This window comes from Halomonas sp. 1513, assembly GCA_001971685.1.
Taxonomy (GTDB): Bacteria; Pseudomonadota; Gammaproteobacteria; order Pseudomonadales; family Halomonadaceae; genus Franzmannia.
In genome coordinates this window covers 3777425-3797895 of sequence record CP019326.1, presented here as the reverse complement: position 1 = coordinate 3797895, position 20471 = coordinate 3777425, and the positions used below count along the sequence as shown (strand labels likewise).

The window sequence follows — 20471 nt, the reverse complement described above, 5'->3', positions numbered from 1 at the left end:
GTCACCCTAGCCCAAGCCTGTGTAAGCCATATCGGATTCTGCTGTGAGTGATTTCCTAGTCATAGGCGGCGGGGTCATCGGCATGATGACCACGCTGCAGTTGGCCGACGCCGGCCACGAGGTGACCCTGCTCGAGCGCGGTGCGTGCGGCCGCGAGTCCTCCTGGGCCGGTGGCGGTATCGTTTCGCCACTCTATCCCTGGCGCTATACGGCGCCGATCTCGCGTCTCTCGACCTGGTCGGAAGGCTACTACCCCGAGCTTGCGCTGCGGTTGCTGGAAGAAACGGGTATCGATCCGGAGTATCGCCAGAAGGGGCTGCTGTACCTGCGCGTCGAGGATGAACCGCGGGCGTTGGGCTGGGCGCGGGCGGTGGGCAAGCCGCTGGAGCGGGTGGCGGCCGACTTTCTCTACGCCAAGGAGCCGGCGGCGGTGCCGGGCTGCGATGGCGCGCTGTGGATGCCGACCCTGGGCAGCATTCGCAACCCGCGGCTGGTCAAGGCGCTGCGCGCACGCCTGGCCGCGATGCCCAAGGTGCGCATCGAGGAGGGCTGCGAGGTGACCGGCCTTTCACGCGCGGCAGGGCGAATCACGGCGGTGGATGCCGGCGCCGAGCGCTTCACTGCCGGGGAGGTGGTGGTCTGCGGTGGCGCCTGGGCCGCCGAGCTGCTCGGGTCACTCGGCGTGGGCCTGCCGGTGCGCCCGGTCAAGGGCCAGATGATCCTGTTCAAGGCGCCGACGGGGCTGCTGCAACGAGTGGTACTGATGGACGGCCGCTACGTGATTCCCCGCGCCGACGGTCGCGTGCTGGCCGGCTCGACCTTGGAAGAGGCGGGCTTCGACAAGGGCACCGACCGCGCGGCCAGGGAGTCGCTGTGGGAGAGTGCCACGCGCATCGTGCCGGCGCTGGCCGAGTGCGAGGTGGAGCATCACTGGGCCGGGCTGCGGCCGGGCTCGCCGGATGGCACGCCCTTTATCGGCCGCGTGCCGGGGCTCGACAACCTCAGCGTCAATGCCGGCCACTACCGTAATGGCCTGGTGCTGGCGCCGGCCTCGACGCGCCTGCTGGTAGATCAGCTGCTGGGGCGCGAAGCGATCCTCGACCCAAGCCCCTACCGGCTGGAGGGGCGGCTGATCAGCGCCTAGCCGCTACTCGTCCTTCTGCTCTTCGAGATACTTGTCGCGGTGGGCGCTGGAGCAGAACCACTCGCCGCGCTCGCGCAGGGCGTCGGTCTCCGGCAGGTGCACCTTGCAGTAGGTGCAGCGCACGATCTGATTGGCGTCGCTGTCGCCTGAATCGTGGTCCAGCAGCTCCTCGCGGTCGAGTTTCCAGTCGCGGTACATGCGGTACAGCTTGAGGCCGGCGAAGAACAGCACGGCGAAAATGATCAGGCGTATGATCAACAGGTTCATCCTTATATGACTCCTTGCAGGAGGCGGGGGCGCGTCGCGGCTTTGCCAGCGGTGCGGCCATGCGGGACAATGGGCTATCCATGAGTTTCGAGAGATTTTCACGCCCATGCAAGACTTGACGCTGGTGATGGCCCAACTCGACCCGCTGGTCGGTGATATTCCCGGCAATACCGAGCGCGCCATCGAGTCGGTGCGCGAGGCGCGTATCGAGCATGGTGCCGATATCGTCGTGCTGCCCGAACTGTTCCTGACCGGCTACCCGCCGGAGGATCTGCTGCTGCGCCCCTCCATGGAGACCCGCCTGCGCGAGGCGCGGGCCCGAATGGCCGAGAAGATGTCCCGCGAGGTGCTGGTCATCGTCGGCTATCCCGGTATGCGCGAGGGCCGGCGCTATAACCTGGCCGGCCTGCTCTATCGCGGCGAATGGGTGGCCGAATATGCCAAGCAGGCGCTGCCCAACTACCAGGTCTTCGATGAGCAGCGCTACTTTACGCCGGGCAGCGAGCCGCTGGTGCATGAGCACAAGGGCGCCAGGCTCGGCATCCTGATCTGCGAGGACATGTGGCAGGAGGCCCCGGCGCGGCGCGCCCAGCAGGCCGGCGCCGATATCCTGGTCACCTTGAACGCCTCGCCGTACCACCAGGACAAGCCCGCCGAGCGCCTGGCGCTGTTCGCCGAGCGCGCCGCCGAAGTGGGGCTGCCGCTGGTCTACGTCAACCAGATCGGCGGCCAGGACGAGCTGGTGTTCGACGGCGGCTCGGCCTGCGTCGACGCCCAGGGCAAGCTGCAGGTGCAGGCGCCGCACTGGCAGGTGGGGCTGATGCCGGTGCAGCTGGTCAAGGAGAAGGCGGGCTGGGTGCCGCGCACGGGTGAGATCGAGCCCGAGGTCGAGGCCGAGGAGAGCCTCTACTGTGCGCTGGTCACCGGCGTGCGCGACTACGTCAACAAGAGCGGCTTCAAGGGCGTGGTGCTGGGGCTGTCCGGCGGTATCGACTCGGCGCTGTCGCTGGCCATCGCGGTGGATGCGCTGGGCCCCGAGCGTGTGCACGCGGTGATGATGCCTTACCACTACACCGCCGAGATCTCCCAGCAGGATGCCGCCGAGCAGGCCCGCCTGCTCGGCGTCAACTACGAGGTGATGCCGATCGCGCCGATGGTCGAGGCGTTCAGCGAGACCCTCGCCGAGAGCTTCGCCGGCACCCAACGCGATACCACCGAGGAGAACCTCCAGTCGCGGGTGCGCGGCGTGCTGCTGATGGCGATCTCCAACAAGAAGGGCCTGATGGTGCTGACCACCGGCAACAAGAGCGAGATGGCGGTGGGCTATGCCACGCTCTACGGCGATATGGTCGGCGGCTACAACGCCCTCAAGGACGTCTACAAGACCTGGGTCTACCGCCTGGCGCGCTGGCGCAACACCCAGGAGCCGGCGATCCCCGAGCGGGTCATCACCCGCCCGCCCTCCGCCGAGCTGGCGCCGGACCAGCAGGACAGCGACTCGCTGCCCGACTACGACACCCTCGACGCCATCCTGGCGCGCTACATCGAGGGCGACATGAGTGCCGAGGCGATCATCGAAGCGGGCTTCGCGCGTGAGGACGTCTATCGCGTGGTGCAGCTGGTCGACCGCTGCGAGTACAAGCGGCGCCAGGCGCCGGTCGGTGTGCGCGTCACGCCGCGCGGATTCGGCCGCGACCGCCGCTACCCGATCGTCAACGGCTGGCAGCCGGGGGAGTAGCCCTGCGGGCAGCGCCGAGCGGCAAGCGCCCAGCGCCCGGCAGGTAGGTTACGGGTGCCGAGGCGCTAACGAGAGAACCCCCGCCGGATGTGATCCGGCGGGGGTTCTTCGTTGATACCACTCGAGGTGGAGATATTATCCTGCGGCGCTCGCTATGCCGAAATCGAGTCGGCGTCGACGTGCAGCGGGCGGAAGGTGCGGCCGCTGAGGCGCTCGTGGCGCGGGTCGTTCTCGATCAGGGTGGCTAGCACCTCGCGGGCGCGGTCACGCATGCCGAGCCCCAGGTAGCCTTCCACCATCACCGCCAGCGCATCGCGGTTGGCAGTGGACTCCGGGTAGTTCTCGATCACCCAGCGGCCGCGCTGCACGGCAGCCAGGTAGGCGCCCTTGCGCAGGTAGAAATCGGCCACGTGAAGCTCCTGGGCGGCCAGCACGTTGCGCAGGTAGATGATGCGCTGACGGGCGTCCGGCGCGTATTCGCTCTCCGGATAGCGCTGGACCAGCTCGCTGAAGTCGCTGTAGGCGTCGCGGGAAGCCCCCAGGTCGCGGCGTGACAGGTCGACCAGCCGCAGCCGTTCGAGGCTGAAGCGCCCGGCCTGATAGGCCGACAGGCCACGCATGTAGTAGGCGTAGTCGACCTGCGGGTGGTCCGGCTGCAGGCGAATGAAGCGCCCGGCGGCGGCGCGTGCCGCTTCCCAGTTGTCGGTCTGGTAGTAGGCGTAGATCAGCTCGAGCTGGGCCTGCTCTGCGTAGTCGCCGAACGGGAAGCGGGTATCCACCGCCTCGAGTTCCTCTACCGCGGTGGTGTAGCGACCCGATTCCAGCGACGCGCGGGCCTGCTGGTAGAGTTCCTGTTCGGACACCTGGGGCAGGTCGTCGTCCGACTCGTCGTCACCGCCACCGCCGAACAGGGCACAGCCGCTGAGCAGGGTCACGGCGAGGGCGAAGGCACCGAACCGGGTGCCGGTAAGCATAACGCGCATCTTGATCCTCGTATCAAACAACCCGGGTGGCCATGCTAGAATCGTTCGCAATCTGCCACAATCGGCTCACTATAACGCACCCGTTTGCAAAACACACAGGCCCCGCCGTTTCATCATGTCCGAGACCCTACACCGTGACGCCCGCGTCCCCGACGCCATGGCCGGCCAGCGCCTCGATCAGGCCGCAGCCGAGCTGTTTGACGACTTCTCCCGCGAGCGCCTCAAGGGCTGGATCCAGCAGGGGGCGCTGACCGTCGATGGCGAGCAGCGGCGGCCCAAGGACAAGCTCCACGGCGGCGAGCAGCTGCTGCTGCGCGCCGAGCTCGAGGAGGACACTCGCTTCGAGCCCCAGGCGATGGCGCTGGATATCGTCTTCGAGGATGCAGAGGTGCTGGTGATCAACAAGCCGGCGGGGCTGGTGGTCCACCCCGCCGCGGGCAACCCGGATGGCACCCTGCTCAACGCCGTGCTGCACCATCACCCTGCGGCGGCGAGCATTCCCCGCGCCGGCATCGTCCACCGCCTCGACAAGGACACCACCGGGCTGATGGTGGTGGCCAAGACGCTGGCTGCCCAGGCTGCGCTGGTCGAGCAGCTGCAGGCGCGCAGCATGTCCCGCGAGTACGATGCCATCGTCACCGGGGTGATGACCTCCGGCGGCACCGTGGATGCGCCCATCGGCCGCCATCCCAAGGATCGCAAGCGCCAGGCGGTGACCGGCAACGGCAAGCCGGCGGTGACCCACTACCGAGTCTCCGAGCGCTTCCGTCACCATACCCATGTACGCTGCAAGCTCGAGACCGGGCGCACCCATCAGATCCGCGTGCACCTGGCCCACAAGCGCTTTCCGCTGATTGGTGATGCGCTCTACGGCGGGCGGCTGAAGCTGCCGCCGGGCGCCGACGATGCGCTCAAGGACTTGCTGCGCGGCTTCCCGCGCCAGGCGCTGCACGCCCGCAAGCTGGCCTTCTTGCATCCGGCCAGCGGCCAGCGGGTCGAGTACCGCGCCGAGCTGCCCGACGACATGCTGATGCTGCTCGACTACCTGCGTGACGACCACGCCACCATGCGCTGAGGAGCCCGCGATGCACGACGCCGCCGACGACCTGCACCCGCACCCGACGCTGATCCTGCCCGACTGGCCGGCACCGACCCGGGTGGGGGCCTTCGTTACCACCCGCGAGACCGGCCCCAGCCAGGGGCCCTTCGCGGCCTTCAATACCGCGCTGCACGTCGGTGACGACCCGGCCATGGTCGAGCGCTGCCGCGAGCTGCTGCGCGCACAGCTCGACGACGACCGCCCGCTGCTGTGGCTCGACCAGGTGCACGGCGCGGCGGTGCAGCAGGCCTATGATCCCGAGGTGCCCCAGGCCGACGCGGCGGTGGCCGACGACAAGCGCTACGCCTGCGTGATCCAGACCGCCGACTGCCTGCCGGTGTTCTTCTGCGACCGCCTGGGCACCAAGGTGGGGCTGGCCCACGCCGGCTGGCGCAGTCTCGCCGGGGGGGTGCTCGAGGCCACCATGGCCGCGCTGGATATCGACCCCGATGAGCTACTGGTGTGGCTCGGGCCGGCGATCTCCAACGCCCAGTTCGAGGTCGGCCCCGAAGTGTTCGAGGCGTTTGTCGCGGTACAGCCGGAGGCGGCCTCGGCCTTCGAGCCCAGCCCCTATCGGCTCGGCCACTTCATGACCGATATCTACAAGCTGGCGCGGCTGCGCCTCGAGCGCCTCGGGGTCCATCAGGTCAGCGGCGGGCACTTCTGCACCGCCTGCGAGCCGCGCTTCTACTCCCACCGCCGCGACGATGGCCAGACCGGCCGCATGGCCAGCGTGATCTGGCTGCGCTGAGGCGCTTGATCCAGATCAACGCTAGGCGAGCTTTCCCCGTCGGCCGACTTGAAAGCGGCCCCCGCCGACTCCATTGATGATGTCAAGACGTTATTGACAGGGCCAAGCGGCGCGTCCGAACGCGCCGCCACCCCGATGGAGGAAGAGTAAATGCGACCCGATAAATTTACCGGCAAGCTGCAGAGCGCAGTGGCCGATGCCCAATCGCTGGCGGTGGGCCGTGGCCACAATCAACTCGACCCTGGCCACCTGCTGCTGGCGCTGTTCGATGCCCGCGACAGCGGCATCAAGGGCCTGGTCCAGCAGGCCGGCGGCGACAGCGGCCGCCTGCGGACGGGGTTGGTGCAGTATGTCGACGACCTGCCCAAGGTCGGCCAGTTCGACGGTGAGGTGCAGCCGTCCCGCGATTTCGTGCGGCTGTTCAACCTCGCCGACCGCGATGCCCAGAAGCGCGGCGACCAGTTCGTGGCTAGCGAGCTGGTGCTGCTGGCGGCGCTGGAGATGGGCGGTGGCCTGGCCAAGACGCTGACCCAGGCCGGGCTGACCCGCAAGGCGGTGGCAGCCGCCATCGACAGCCTGCGCGGCGGCCAGCGCGTCGACGACGCCAACGCCGAGGACAACCGCGAGGCGCTCAACAAGTACACCCTCGATCTCACCGCGCGGGCCGCCGAGGGCAAGCTCGACCCGGTGATCGGCCGCGACGACGAGATCCGCCGTACCATCCAGGTGCTGCAGCGGCGCACCAAGAACAACCCGGTGCTGATCGGTGAGCCCGGCGTCGGCAAGACCGCCATCGTCGAGGGGCTGGCCAATCGCATCGTCGACGGCGAGGTGCCCGAGGGCCTCAAGGACAAGCGCGTGCTGTCGCTGGACATGGGCGCGCTGCTGGCCGGCGCCAAGTACCGCGGCGAGTTCGAGGAGCGCCTCAAGGCGGTGCTCAACGAGCTGTCCCAGGAAGAGGGGCGGGTGATCCTGTTCATCGACGAGCTGCACACCATGGTCGGTGCCGGCAAGGCCGAGGGCGCCATGGACGCCGGCAACATGCTCAAGCCGGCGCTAGCGCGCGGTGAGCTACACTGCGTGGGTGCCACCACCCTCGACGAGTACCGCAAGTACATCGAGAAGGACGCGGCCCTCGAGCGTCGCTTCCAGAAGGTGCTGGTGGACGAGCCCTCCGAAGAGGACACCATTGCCATCCTGCGCGGCCTCAAGGAGCGCTACGAGGTCCACCATCGCCTCAATATCACCGACTCGGCGATCATTGCCGCGGCGCGGCTCTCGGCGCGCTATATCACCGACCGCCAGCTGCCCGACAAGGCCATCGACCTGATCGACGAGGCGTCGTCGCGGATCCGCATGGAGCTCGACTCCAAGCCCGAGGAGATGGATCGCCTCGACCGCCGGCTGATCCAGCTCAAGATGGAGCGCGAGCACCTCAAGAAGGAGACCGACGAGGCCTCGAAGAAGCGCCTCGAGACCCTCGAAGCGCAGATCGACGAGCTGGCCCGCGAATACGCCGACCTCGAGGAGGTGTGGAAATCCGAGAAGGCCAGCATCGAGGGTGCGGCACAGTACAAGGATGCCCTCGACAAGGCGCGGGTCGAACTCGACGCCGCCAAGCGCCAGGGCGACCTGGGCAGGATGTCCGAGCTGCAGTACGGGGTGATCCCCGACCTCGAGCGCAAGATCGCCGAGAGCGAGGCCGGCGGGGCGGATACCTCGACCCACACCCTGCTGCGCTCCAACGTCACCGAGGAGGAGGTCGCCGAGGTGGTGTCGCGCTGGACCGGGATTCCGGTGGCCAAGATGCTCGAGGGCGAGCGCGACAAGCTGCTGCGCATGGAGGAAGCCCTGCATCAGCGGGTGATCGGCCAGGACGAGGCGGTCACCGCGGTGGCCAACGCCGTGCGCCGCTCGCGGGCCGGGCTGGCCGATCCCAACCGCCCCAACGGCTCGTTCCTGTTCCTCGGTCCCACCGGGGTAGGCAAGACCGAGCTGTGCAAGTCGCTGGCCAACTTCCTGTTCGACACCGAAGAGGCGATGGTTCGCATCGACATGTCGGAGTTCATGGAGAAGCACTCGGTGGCAAGGCTGATCGGCGCCCCTCCCGGCTATGTCGGCTACGAGGAGGGGGGCTACCTGACCGAGGCGGTGCGCCGCAAGCCCTACTCGGTGCTGCTGCTCGACGAGGTGGAGAAGGCCCACGCCGACGTCTTCAATATCCTGCTGCAGGTGCTCGAGGACGGCCGCCTCACCGACGGCCAGGGCCGCACCGTGGACTTCCGCAACACCGTCATCGTGATGACCTCCAACATGGGCTCGGACATCATCCAGCGCATGGGCGCCAGCGAGGATGACAGCGAGCAGGGCTACGCACAGATGAAGGAGATGGTGATGGCGGTGGTCGCCGACCACTTCCGCCCCGAGCTGATCAACCGCATCGATGAGGTGGTGGTGTTCCACGCCCTCGGCCAGGAGCAGATCCAGGCCATCGCCGGCATCCAGCTCGAGCGCCTGCGCGCACGCCTCGCCGAGCATGAGCTGGGGCTCGAGGTCAGCGACGATGCCATGGCCCAGCTGGCGGTAGTCGGCTTCGACCCGGTCTTCGGTGCACGCCCGCTCAAGCGGGCGATCCAGAGCCGCATCGAGAATCCGCTGGCCCAGGATCTGCTTGGCGGCAAGTTCGTGCCCGGCGACGTGATCAAGGTCAGCGCCGAGGAAGGCCAGCTACACTTCAGGAAATGAGGCAACTGCCAATAATGGTTTAAACGGTCGCGTCCGACCTCGTTTGCCCGTCTCGCTGGTCGAGACGGGCTTTTTAATGGCTGCGCCTTGCTCAATTGTCGACCTTGGGCTACCCAAGGCGGTTTGGCGGTTGACAGCCCAGCCGCGCTATTGGAATCTTGTCGGTTCCTGATTGCGGGCGCGGTCCATACGGGCAATCCCCACTCACCGCGCGAAGGGTAGGCCGAATGGCCTCTACCCGCCGAAGGACTTCCGGCCCGAGCTAACCGCTCGGTCTGGCCAACGCCCCCGACACGGCGAACCGCCGTGAAAGGTAGCGCCGATTCATGCTGCATGGATCGATGCTGCCGAATGAGAGTGCAGGCCCCAACAGGGCTCATTAGCCAGGGTTTGGCATCAGGTGCCGGCACTGCCGGCAGCGACGTACCGTCGCACTCGACCCCATGACCCGCACTGGGACATGGATCGCACTCGAGACCTCCAGGGGAGAAACACACGTGGAACTGCTTTCCGGCGCCGACATGATCGCCCGCTTCCTGCAGGATGAGGGCGTCGAATATATCTATGGTTACCCGGGCGGCGCAGCGCTGCATATCTACGACGCGCTGTTCCGTCAGGACAAGGTCAAGCACATCCTGGTACGCCACGAGCAGGCGGCGACCCACGCCGCCGACGGCTATGCCCGTGCGTCCGGCAAGCCCGGCACCGTGCTGGTGACCTCCGGGCCCGGCGCGACCAACGCCGTGACCGGTATCGCCACCGCCTACATGGACTCGATTCCGATGGTGGTGCTGTGCGGCCAGGTGATGAGTCACCTGATCGGCGATGACGCCTTCCAGGAAACCGACATCATCGGCGTGACCCGGCCGATCGTGAAGCACAGCTTCTCGATCCGGCATCCGTCCGAGATTCCGGAAGTCCTCAAGAAGGCCTACTATCTGGCCTCTACCGGCCGTCCCGGTCCGGTGGTGGTGGATATTCCCAAGGACATGACCGCGCCCACCGAGCGCTACGAGTACGTCTACCCGAAGAAGGTCAAGATGCGCTCCTACAACCCGGTGACCCGCGGCCATACCGGCCAGATCAAGAAGGCCGTGGAGCTGATGCTCAAGGCCAAGCGGCCGGTGTTCTATACCGGCGGCGGGGTGATCACCGGTCGCGCCTGCGAGGGGCTCACCGACCTGGTCAAGCAACTCGGCTTCCCGATCACTACCACCCTGATGGGCATCGGCGCCTTCCCGCAGAGCGACGACCAGTGCCTCGGCTGGCTGGGCATGCACGGCTCCTACGAGTCGAACATGGCCATGCACCATGCCGACCTGGTGATCGCCATCGGCGCGCGCTTCGACGACCGGGTCACCAACAACACCTCCAAGTTCTGCCCCACTGCCAAGATCGTGCACGTCGACATCGACCCCAGTTCGGTGTCCAAGACGGTGCGTGCCGATGTGCCCATCGTCGGGCCGGCGGCCAGCGTGATCAACGAGATGATCAGCCTGGTGCAGGGCAAGGAGATCGCCCATCCCGACGCCCTCGGCGAGTGGTGGCAGAAGATCGACGGCTGGCGCGAGGAGCGCCGCGGCAAGCTCTACGAGCCCTCCGAGCCCGGCGAGGCGCTCAAGCCGCAGGAGGTCATCGAGGCGGTGTGCAGGATTACCCGCGGCGAGGCCTTCGTGACCACCGACGTCGGCCAGCACCAGATGTTTGCCGCGCAGTACTACAAGTTCGACAAGCCCAACCGTTTCATCACCTCGGGGGGGCTGGGCACCATGGGCTTCGGCTTCCCGGCGGCCATGGGCATCAAGAAGAGCTACCCCCAGGACGATGTGGTGTGCATCACCGGCGAGGGCAGCTTCCAGATGATGATGCAGGAGCTGTCGACCTGTAAGCAGTACGGGGTGGGCGTCAAGATCGTCAATCTCAACAACGGGTCGCTGGGCATGGTGCGCCAGTGGCAGGACCTCAACTACAAGTCGCGCCATGCGCACTCGTACATGGAGTCGCTGCCCGACTTCCAGAAGCTGATCGAAGCCTACGGGTTTACCGCCATCAAGGTAGAGCGTCACGAGGATCTCGAACCCGCCCTCGAGCGGGCCTTCGCCGACAACAACGAGCTGGTGTTCCTCGACATCTATGTCGACCCGCGCGAGCACGTTTATCCGATGCAGGTGCCGCTGGGTGCCATGCGTGACATGCTGCTTTCGAAGACGGAGCGGACCTGATGCGCCATATCATTTCGATCCTGATGGAAAACGAGCCCGGCGCGCTGTCCCGCGTGGTGGGGCTGTTCGCCCAACGCAACTACAACATCGAGACGCTCAACGTGGCGCCCACCGAAGACCCGACCCTGTCGCGGCTGACGGTGACCACGATCGGCGATGACCGAGTGATCGAGCAGATCACCAAGCATCTCAACAAGCTGATCGACGTGGTCAAGCTGGTCGACCTGACCGAGGGCAACCACATCGAACGCGAGCTGATGATGGTTAAGGTCAAGGCGCTCGGTGCCGCGCGTGACGAGGTCAAGCGCACCGCCGATATCTTCCGCGCGCAGATCGTCGACGTCACGCCGAGCCTCTACACGGTGCAGATCACTGGCGATGCCGGCAAGCTGGATGCCTTCCTGCAGGCCATGGCACCGGTGGGCATTCTCGAGGTGGCCCGCACCGGGGTGTCGGGTATTGCCCGTGGCGATAAGGTGCTCAGCCTTTAGCCAAGCCTCAACCAGCCTATCGAGCCGCCCTCCGGGGCGGCTTTTTTCGTAGCGCTCTCTACACTTCCGCCCAAAGCGCACGGATGAGTGGGCTCTTGAGGCGGCGCTTGGCGACGCACAGGCCGACGTCGTAGTGGGGCAGTTCGGGCTTGACCGGCAGGATCGTGACCCGGTCGCGCAGCGGGCTGTTATCGAGCACGATCTTGGGCACCACACCGACGCCGAAGCCCAGGCCGACCATGCTGACGATGGCCTCGTTGCCGGCGACCTGAGCATAGATCTGCGGCGTGATGCCCAGCGCCTTGAACCAGGTGTCGCAGTGCTCCCGGGCCAGGCCCGACTCGGAGAGAATCATCGGCACGCCGGCCCACTGGGCGGCGCTGGGGGTCTGCGGCGTGCTGGGCATCCAGCTGGTCTCTTCGCAGGGGGCGATGAACACCAGCGGCGAGGTGGTCATCGGCTTGAAGGCCAGGCCTTCGGGCAGGGTGCGCGGCCGGGGCGTGATCGCCATGTCCTCCTCGCCGGCCAGTACCCGCCCCACCGACTCGGCGGGGTCGCCGGTGTGCAGCTTGAGCTCGATGCGCGGGTGACGCAGGCGAAATTCGCTGAGCAGCGCGTAGAGGAAGCTGTAGCTGGCGGTCACCGAGCAGTAGATGCTGATCTCGCCGGCCAGCTCACGGGCCTCGCTCATCAGCGAGTGGCGTATCGCCTCCCACTGCTCCAGCGCATCGCGGGCATAGTGCTGGAACATCTGCCCCTGGCGGGTCAGCGCGACGTGGCGGTTGTCGCGCTCGAACAGCGGTGCGCCGAGGTTTTCTTCGAGCTGGCGGATCGAACGCGACAGCGTCGAGGGGCTGATATGGCAGGCATCGCTGGCGCGGCCGAAGTGCAGCATGTCGGCCAGGGCCAGGAAGTGCTTGAGGGGGCGCATGTCCATGTAGCGTATTTCAATACATGCAATGTGATATTGCAAATATAGCGTTTTACGCAACGCTGCGCCTGCCTTAAGGTGTCGTCATCGTTTCGACGACTCCCAGCGCCGCGACAGACGGCGCGGGTGGCCATCAACGCTGAATGCCATATCCGCCATATCTCAGGAGAATCCCCATGCGCGTCTATTACGATAAGGACTGCGACCTGTCCCTCATCCAGGGCAAGAAGGTCACCATCGTCGGTTACGGCTCCCAGGGCCACGCCCACGCCAACAACCTCAAGGAATCCGGCGTCGACGTCACCGTAGCGCTGCGCCAAGGCTCCTCCTCCGCGGCCAAGGCCGAGGCGGCAGGCCTCAAGGTCGCCTCCGTGCCCGAGGCGTGCAAGACCGCCGACGTGGTGATGATCCTGGCTCCGGACGAGAACCAGAAGGCGATCTACGAGAACGAGGTCGAGCCGAATCTCAAGGAAGGTGCCACCCTGGCCTTCGCCCACGGCTTCAACATCCACTACAACCAGATCGAGCCGCGCAAGGATCTGGACGTGATCATGATCGCGCCCAAGGCCCCGGGCCACACCGTGCGCTCCGAGTTCGTCAAGGGCGGCGGCATTCCCGACCTGATCGCCATCCACCAGGATGCCTCGGGCTCCGCCAAGGAGCTGGCACTCTCCTACGCCGCGGGCGTCGGCGGCGGCCGCAGCGGGATCATCGAGACCACCTTCAAGGACGAGACCGAGACCGATCTGTTCGGCGAGCAGGCGGTGCTGTGCGGCGGTGCCGTCGAGCTGGTCAAGGCCGGTTTCGAGACCCTCACCGAGGCCGGCTACGCCCCGGAGATGGCCTACTTCGAGTGCCTGCATGAGCTCAAGCTGATCGTCGACCTGATGTACGAGGGCGGCATCGCCAACATGAACTACTCGATCTCCAACAATGCCGAGTACGGCGAGTACGTCACCGGTCCCGAGATCATCAACGACGAGTCTCGCGCTGCCATGCGCAATGCGCTCAAGCGCATCCAGACCGGCGAGTACGCCAAGATGTTCATCAACGAGGGCAACAGCAACTACCCGTCGATGACCGCGCGTCGCCGTCTCAACGCCGAGCACGACATCGAGCAGGTCGGCGCCAAGCTGCGCTCGATGATGCCGTGGATCGCCGCCAACCAACTGGTCGACAAGTCCAAGAACTGATCGCACCTGCTGGGTTAGTCAAGCCAAGGGCGCGGAACTCCGCGCCCTTGGCGTTGTTGGCACTTGCCCTCAGGAGCCTGCCGCTATCGTAATGCGAGGCAGGGTGTAGAATGGAAAGGGCGCCGCGGCGCTTTTTTTGGGCAACGGAAAGAGAATCATGAGCCAAGAGCCGAACACGCCAGAGCAGGATCGCGCCGAGCAGGTGCCTCCGTCGCGCGCCGACGAAGACATCGCTTCGGCCTTCGTGCGCGAGACCGAAGTCATCGAGGAGGCGGTAGAGGATGGCAAGAAGGTACGGCGACGGGGTATCTATCTGCTGCCCAACCTGTTTACCACCTCGGCACTGTTTTCGGGCTTCTTTGCCGTGATCGCCGGCATCAACGGCGATTTTACCGCTGCAGCGGTGGCGATCTTCATCGCCATGGTGCTCGACGGTCTCGACGGCCGGGTAGCGCGCATGACCAATACCCAGAGCGCCTTCGGTGCCGAGTACGACAGCCTCTCCGACATGGTCTCGTTCGGCGTGGCGCCGGCGCTGGTCGCCTTCACCTGGATCTTGCAGGATATCGGCAAGACCGGCTGGGTCGTGGCATTTCTCTACGTGGCCTGCGCCGCCCTGCGCCTGGCACGCTTCAACGTGCAGATCGGCAGTACCGACAAGAAGTGGTTCATCGGTTTGCCGAGCCCCTCGGCGGCAGCCTTCGTGGCTGCCAGCGTATGGACCTTCCACAGCTTCGATGCCGATGCGGTAGGCTTCAAGCTGCTGATGCTGCTGGTGGTGGCGGCCGCCGGGGTGCTGATGGTCAGCAATATTCGCTACCACAGCTTCAAGGACATCGACTTCAAGAAGCCGGTCCCCTTCGTGGTGCTGCTGGCCATCGTGCTTGGCTTCGTGATGATTTCAGTGCAGCCCTCGGTGATGTTGCTGCTGCTGTTCGGTGCCTATGTGGTCTCGGGGCCAGCGCTGGCGGTGATGCGCAAGATGAAGCACGCCCCCGACGCCTGAGCTTTTCATCTCGCTCAAACGCCCGCCCCGTGCGGGCGTTGTCGTCTGCATGGCCCGCCTGGCGGGCCGCTGTTCGCGGGCAGCTATCCACAGGCGCTCGCGGCTTGCGGGGTGTGGATAAGTTTTCTGCCAAAAAGGGCTTGCGGGCCTCACGCTAAATCCGTAAAGTACGCATCCGCTGCTGCCGACGGGCATACGTTGGTAGCGGTAAAGAGAGGGGCAAGCAGTTGGTTTTGTTGGGTTTTTCTTGTCGGGCTGAGAAGAAAAGCGATTGACAGGCCCGCCGGAAACGGTAGAATGCGCCCCACTCGAACGGCGCGTCGCAAGACGCTCGGGCAGGCGGAGTTCGCTGCGATGTGGTCGCACTGATCGCCACCGCCGAGGCTTGACAAGCCGCACCGTTTCAGTAGAATACGCCTTCCTCGCCGGGCGCTGGCGGCTCTTCACGAGCCACGGCAACAGCGAGACGCTCTTTAACAATCGATCAGGTAATTCATGTGGGCGCTTGTCGATGACGAGGTGATCAGTCACCACATCATCAAGGCAAGCGACTCGTCACCGATCTTCGGATCGGAATTGAGTAAACGTTTGAACCTTGAGCCAAGATTGGTTCGCTTTTGCCTGGTGTCTTCGGATGCTGGGTGAGCAAGAACCGCATTGATTGAAACTGAAGAGTTTGATCATGGCTCAGATTGAACGCTGGCGGCAGGCCTAACACATGCAAGTCGAGCGGTAACAGATCCAGCTTGCTGGATGCTGACGAGCGGCGGACGGGTGAGTAATGCATAGGAATCTGCCCGATAGTGGGGGATAACCTGGGGAAACCCAGGCTAATACCGCATACGTCCTACGGGAGAAAGCAGGGGCTCTTCGGACCTTGCGCTATCGGATGAGCCTATGTCGGATTAGCTTGTTGGTGAGGTAAAGGCTCACCAAGGCGACGATCCGTAGCTGGTCTGAGAGGATGATCAGCCACATCGGGACTGAGACACGGCCCGAACTCCTACGGGAGGCAGCAGTGGGGAATATTGGACAATGGGGGCAACCCTGATCCAGCCATGCCGCGTGTGTGAAGAAGGCCTTCGGGTTGTAAAGCACTTTCAGTGAGGAAGAAGGCCTTGGGCTTAATACGCTCGAGGAAGGACATCACTCACAGAAGAAGCACCGGCTAACTCCGTGCCAGCAGCCGCGGTAATACGGAGGGTGCGAGCGTTAATCGGAATTACTGGGCGTAAAGCGCGCGTAGGTGGCGTGATAAGCCGGTTGTGAAAGCCCCGGGCTCAACCTGGGAACGGCATCCGGAACTGTCATGCTAGAGTGCAGGAGAGGAAGGTAGAATTCCCGGTGTAGCGGTGAAATGCGTAGAGATCGGGAGGAATACCAGTGGCGAAGGCGGCCTTCTGGACTGACACTGACACTGAGGTGCGAAAGCGTGGGTAGCAAACAGGATTAGATACCCTGGTAGTCCACGCCGTAAACGATGTCGACTAGCCGTTGGGAGCCTCGAGTTCTTAGTGGCGCAGTTAACGCGATAAGTCGACCGCCTGGGGAGTACGGCCGCAAGGTTAAAACTCAAATGAATTGACGGGGGCCCGCACAAGCGGTGGAGCATGTGGTTTAATTCGATGCAACGCGAAGAACCTTACCTACCCTTGACATCTTCGGAAGCCGAGAGAGATCTTGGTGTGCCTTCGGGAACCGAAAGACAGGTGCTGCATGGCTGTCGTCAGCTCGTGTTGTGAAATGTTGGGTTAAGTCCCGTAACGAGCGCAACCCCTGTCCCTATTTGCCAGCGATTCGGTCGGGAACTCTAGGGAGACTGCCGGTGACAAACCGGAGGAAGGTGGGGACGACGTCAAGTCATCATGGCCCTTACGGGTAGGGCTACACACGTGCTACAATGGCAGGTACAAAGGGTTGCAAGACGGCGACGTGGAGCTAATCCCATAAAGCCTGCCTCAGTCCGGATCGGAGTCTGCAACTCGACTCCGTGAAGTCGGAATCGCTAGTAATCGTGAATCAGAATGTCACGGTGAATACGTTCCCGGGCCTTGTACACACCGCCCGTCACACCATGGGAGTGGACTGCACCAGAAGTGGTTAGCTTAACCCTCGGGGGAGCGATCACCACGGTGTGGTTCATGACTGGGGTGAAGTCGTAACAAGGTAGCCGTAGGGGAACCTGCGGCTGGATCACCTCCTTATCGACGAATTCATCTCGTGTCGGCAAGTGCTCACAATGAATTACCTGATCGGCCAGAGCAAAGACTGTTTGGGTCGAGGACCCAGCGGTTGCAAGCGGGTCGGTAGATCAGCTGGTTAGCGCGCACCCCCTGACCTTAAGTGGAAAGCAGGGTGAGGTCGGCCAGCGGGTTGCCAGCAGCTTGCAACGGTACAGTGCCGGGTCTGTAGCTCAGTTGGTTAGAGCGCACCCCTGATAAGGGTGAGGTCGGCAGTTCAAATCTGCCCAGACCCACCAAATTTCGCCGGATACGGCGTTGCTTTGAACCTCGCATAGCAGGCTATGCGTCGGCCCAAAGCGCCTTGTCTCCGACGAAATTACATTTTCTCCTTCATCGGAGTGGATGTTGATAGGGGGCCATAGCTCAGCTGGGAGAGCGCCTGCCTTGCACGCAGGAGGTCAGCGGTTCGATCCCGCTTGGCTCCACCAAACTTCCTGATGCTACGTTGAAAGTCTCCTCGCATAGCGCACTATGCGTCGTCGCCTTTCGCCTTGCCTCAGATCGTTTGGCCGCTAGCGTCCAACAGTCGAATTACCTGATCGGATCTACAGTCATAAGCCACCATCGCATCAGACGATGACCGGTTTATGACTGTCGATTGACAGTCTGCTCTTTAACAATGTGAATCATGCTGACAAATTTCTCCGCAAGGAGAAATGCAAGATACGTTTCAAGCGTATCCGGCAATTGTCGTACGTAATCGCAGACCAGACCCTTTCGGGTTATATGGTCAAGCGATTAAGCGCACACGGTGGATGCCTAGGCAGCCAGAGGCGATGAAAGACGTGGAAGCCTGCGATAAGGCTCGGTGAGGTGGCAAACGACCTGTGACCCGGGCATTTCTGAATGGGGAAACCCACCCAGCATAAGCTGGGTATCCCACACTGAATCCATAGGTGTTGGGAGGCGAACCAGGGGAACTGAAACATCTAAGTACCCTGAGGAAAAGAAATCAACCGAGATTCCCCTAGTAGCGGCGAGCGAACGGGGACCAGCCCTTAAGCGTGTGACTGATTAGGCAAACGAGTTGGGAAACTCGACCATAGTGGGTGATAGTCCCGTAGCCGAAAATCTGATCACGTGAAATCGAGTAGGTCGGGGCACGTGAAACCTTGACTGAAGACGGGGGGACCATCCTCCAAGGCTAAATACTCCTGGCTGACCGATAGTGAACCAGTACCGTGAGGGAAAGGCGAAAAGAACCCCGGAGAGGGGAGTGAAATAGATCCTGAAACCGTGTGCGTACAAGCAGTGGGAGCCGACATGTTCGGTGACCGCGTACCTTTTGTATAATGGGTCAGCGACTTATATTCAGTGGCGAGCTTAACCGTATAGGGGAGGCGTAGGGAAACCGAGTCTTAACTGGGCGACCAGTCGCTGGATATAGACCCGAAACCGGGCGATCTATCCATGAGCAGGTTGAAGGTTGAGTAACATCAACTGGAGGACCGAACCAGGATCTGTTGAAAAAGATTTGGATGACTTGTGGATCGGAGTGAAAGGCTAATCAAGCCCGGAGATAGCTGGTTCTCCTCGAAAGCTATTTAGGTAGCGCCTCACGTATCACCGCCGGGGGTAGAGCACTGTTTCGGCTAGGGGGTCATCCCGACTTACCAACCCGAGGCAAACTCCGAATACCGGTGAGTGCGAGCGTGGGAGACACACAGCGGGTGCTAACGTCCGTTGTGAAAAGGGAAACAACCCAGACCGTCAGCTAAGGTCCCGAAATCCTGGTTAAGTGGGAAACGATGTGGGAAGGCTCAGACAGCTAGGAGGTTGGCTTAGAAGCAGCCATCCTTTAAAGAAAGCGTAATAGCTCACTAGTCGAGTCGGCCTGCGCGGAAGATGTAACGGGGCTAAACCAGGTACCGAAGCTACGGGTTCATCCTTAGGGATGAGCGGTAGAGGAGCGTCGTGTAAGCCGATGAAGGTGGATTGAGAAGTCTGCTGGAGGTATCACGAGTGCGAATGCTGACATGAGTAACGACAAGGGGAGTGAAAAACTCCCCCGCCGGAAGACCAAGGGTTTCTGTTCGATGCTAATCAGAGCAGAGTGAGTCGGCCCCTAAGGCGAGGCCGAAAGGCGTAGTCGATGGGAAACGGGTCAATATTCCCGTACCTGACATGGTTGCGATGGGGGGACGAAGAAGGCTAGGTGAGCCAGGCGTTGGTTGTCCTGGTGAAAGTCGGTAGGCTGAGGGTTTAGGCAAATCCGGATCCTCAAGGCCGAGAGACGAGACGAACAGACCACGGTCTGGAAGTCACTGATGCCACGCTTCCAGGAAAAGCCTCTAAGCTTCAGACCATGTGAGACCGTACCCCAAACCGACACAGGTGGTCAGGGTGAGAATCCTAAGGCGCTTGAGAGAACTCGGGTGAAGGAACTAGGCAAAATGGTGCCGTAACTTCGGGAGAAGGCACGCCGCGTTAGTGTGAAGGGACTTGCTCCCCGAGCACGAGGCGGTCGAAGATACCAGGTGGCTGCAACTGTTTATTAAAAACACAGCACTCTGCAAACGCGTAAGCGGACGTATAGGGTGTGACGCCTGCCCGGTGCCGGAAGGTTAATTGATGGTGTTAGCCGCAAGGCGAAGCTCTTGATCGAAGCCCCGGTAAACGGCGGCCGTAACTATAACGGTCCTAAGGTAGCGAAATTCCTTGTCGGGTAAGTTCCGACCTGCACGAATGGCGTAATGATGGCCACGCTGTCTCCACCCGAGACTCAGTGAAATTGAAATCGCAGTGAAGATGCTGTGTACCCGCGGCTAGACGGAAAGACCCCGTGAACCTTTACTATAGCTTCACACTGGATGCTGATGTTGCTTGTGTAGGATAGCTGGGAGGCTTAGAAACCCGGACGCCAGTTCGGGTGGAGCCAACCTTGAAATACCAGCCTGGCATCATTGGCGTTCTAACTCAGGCCCGTTATCCGGGTCGAGGACAGTGTGTGGTGGGTAGTTTGACTGGGGCGGTCTCCTCCCAAAGAGTAACGGAGGAGCACGAAGGTACCCTCAGCACGGTTGGAAATCGTGCATTGAGTGCAAGAGCATAAGGGTGCTTAACTGCGAGACAGACACGTCGAGCAGGTACGAAAGTAGGTTCTAGTGATCCGGTGGTTCTGTATGGAAGGGCCATCGCTCAACGGATAAAAGGTACTCCGGGGATAACAGGCTGATACCGCCCAAGAGTTCACATCGACGGCGGTGTTTGGCACCTCGATGTCGGCTCATCACATCCTGGGGCTGAAGTCGGTCCCAAGGGTATGGCTGTTCGCCATTTAAAGTGGTACGCGAGCTGGGTTTAGAACGTCGTGAGACAGTTCGGTCCCTATCTGCCGTGGGCGTCGGAAGTTTGAGAAGAGCTGCTCCTAGTACGAGAGGACCGGAGTGGACGCACCTCTGGTGTTCCGGTTGTCACGCCAGTGGCATTGCCGGGTAGCTATGTGCGGACAGGATAACCGCTGAAAGCATCTAAGCGGGAAGCCCCCTTCAAGATGAGACTTCCCTGAGGCTTTACGCCTCCTGAAGGGCCCAGCGAGACTAGCTGGTTGATAGGCACGGTGTGGAAGCACAGCAATGTGTTGAGCTAACGTGTACTAATGGCCCGTGAGGCTTGACCATATAACCCCAAGGGGTCTGTGGATTACGCGACAATTGAC

General features: G+C 63.1%; 12 protein-coding genes, 2 tRNA genes and 2 rRNA genes. 13 read left to right on the top strand and 3 right to left on the bottom strand.

Annotated elements, in window-relative coordinates; genetic code table 11:
• Positions 1-43: 43 nt before the first annotated feature.
• Positions 44-1144: a glycine oxidase ThiO gene (locus tag BWR19_17300; GenBank protein APX94541.1), complete on the top strand. Its 1101-nt coding sequence runs from the start codon at positions 44-46 to the stop codon at positions 1142-1144.
• Positions 1145-1147: 3 nt separating this feature from the next.
• Here BWR19_17300 and BWR19_17295 read toward each other — a convergent pair whose 3' ends face one another.
• Positions 1148-1411, bottom strand: coding sequence for a hypothetical protein (locus tag BWR19_17295; GenBank protein APX94540.1), 264 nt, complete (start codon positions 1409-1411; stop codon positions 1148-1150).
• Positions 1412-1517: 106 nt separating this feature from the next.
• Here BWR19_17295 and BWR19_17290 point away from each other — a divergent pair, with 106 nt between their 5' ends.
• Entirely contained in the window at positions 1518-3149 is a 1632-nt protein-coding gene (locus BWR19_17290; protein APX94539.1) for an NAD+ synthase, read from the top strand.
• Between the two features lie 152 nt (positions 3150-3301).
• Here the strand turns inward: BWR19_17290 and BWR19_17285 are convergent, their stop codons facing one another.
• Positions 3302-4132, bottom strand: a complete 831-nt coding sequence (locus tag BWR19_17285) for an outer membrane protein assembly factor BamD (protein ID APX94538.1) — start codon at positions 4130-4132, stop codon at positions 3302-3304.
• 115 nt (positions 4133-4247) lie between these two features.
• On the opposite strand from BWR19_17285, the gene BWR19_17280 reads away from it, so the two are divergent.
• The 5 genes from BWR19_17280 to BWR19_17260 all read left to right on the top strand — a co-directional run bounded on the left by BWR19_17280 (position 4248) and on the right by BWR19_17260 (position 11440).
• A complete protein-coding gene (locus tag BWR19_17280) occupies positions 4248-5207 on the top strand; it encodes a 23S rRNA pseudouridine(1911/1915/1917) synthase (protein APX94537.1) in 960 nt (319 codons plus the stop codon).
• Positions 5208-5217: 10 nt separating this feature from the next.
• On the top strand, positions 5218-5982 hold the full coding sequence (locus tag BWR19_17275; GenBank protein ID APX94536.1) for a multi-copper polyphenol oxidoreductase: 765 nt from the start codon (positions 5218-5220) through the stop codon (positions 5980-5982).
• 150 nt (positions 5983-6132) lie between these two features.
• A complete protein-coding gene (locus tag BWR19_17270) occupies positions 6133-8727 on the top strand; it encodes an ATP-dependent chaperone ClpB (GenBank protein APX94535.1) in 2595 nt (864 codons plus the stop codon).
• Positions 8728-9224: 497 nt separating this feature from the next.
• A complete protein-coding gene (locus BWR19_17265; GenBank protein ID APX94534.1) occupies positions 9225-10949 on the top strand; it encodes an acetolactate synthase, large subunit, biosynthetic type in 1725 nt (574 codons plus the stop codon).
• Positions 10949-11440, top strand: a complete 492-nt coding sequence (locus BWR19_17260) for an acetolactate synthase small subunit (GenBank protein ID APX94533.1) — start codon at positions 10949-10951, stop codon at positions 11438-11440. The genes BWR19_17265 and BWR19_17260 overlap by 1 nt, the downstream gene beginning before the upstream one ends.
• A gap of 58 nt (positions 11441-11498) precedes the next feature.
• Here BWR19_17260 and BWR19_17255 read toward each other — a convergent pair whose 3' ends face one another.
• A complete protein-coding gene (locus tag BWR19_17255; GenBank protein APX94532.1) occupies positions 11499-12377 on the bottom strand; it encodes a transcriptional regulator IlvY in 879 nt (292 codons plus the stop codon).
• Between the two features lie 170 nt (positions 12378-12547).
• On the opposite strand from BWR19_17255, the gene BWR19_17250 reads away from it, so the two are divergent.
• The 6 genes from BWR19_17250 to BWR19_17225 all read left to right on the top strand — a co-directional run bounded on the left by BWR19_17250 (position 12548) and on the right by BWR19_17225 (position 20448).
• Positions 12548-13564, top strand: coding sequence for a ketol-acid reductoisomerase (locus tag BWR19_17250; GenBank protein ID APX94531.1), 1017 nt, complete (start codon positions 12548-12550; stop codon positions 13562-13564).
• 157 nt (positions 13565-13721) lie between these two features.
• Positions 13722-14570: a CDP-diacylglycerol--serine O-phosphatidyltransferase gene (locus tag BWR19_17245; protein ID APX94530.1), complete on the top strand. Its 849-nt coding sequence runs from the start codon at positions 13722-13724 to the stop codon at positions 14568-14570.
• Positions 14571-15234: 664 nt separating this feature from the next.
• Positions 15235-16781: ribosomal RNA gene (locus BWR19_17240) — 16S ribosomal RNA — on the top strand.
• 191 nt (positions 16782-16972) lie between these two features.
• Positions 16973-17049, top strand: a tRNA-Ile gene (locus BWR19_17235).
• A gap of 116 nt (positions 17050-17165) precedes the next feature.
• Positions 17166-17241, top strand: a tRNA-Ala gene (locus tag BWR19_17230).
• A gap of 293 nt (positions 17242-17534) precedes the next feature.
• A 23S ribosomal RNA gene (locus tag BWR19_17225) occupies positions 17535-20448 on the top strand.
• Together the 16S and 23S rRNA genes with 2 tRNA genes alongside form the textbook arrangement of a ribosomal RNA operon.
• Positions 20449-20471 lie beyond the last annotated feature (23 nt).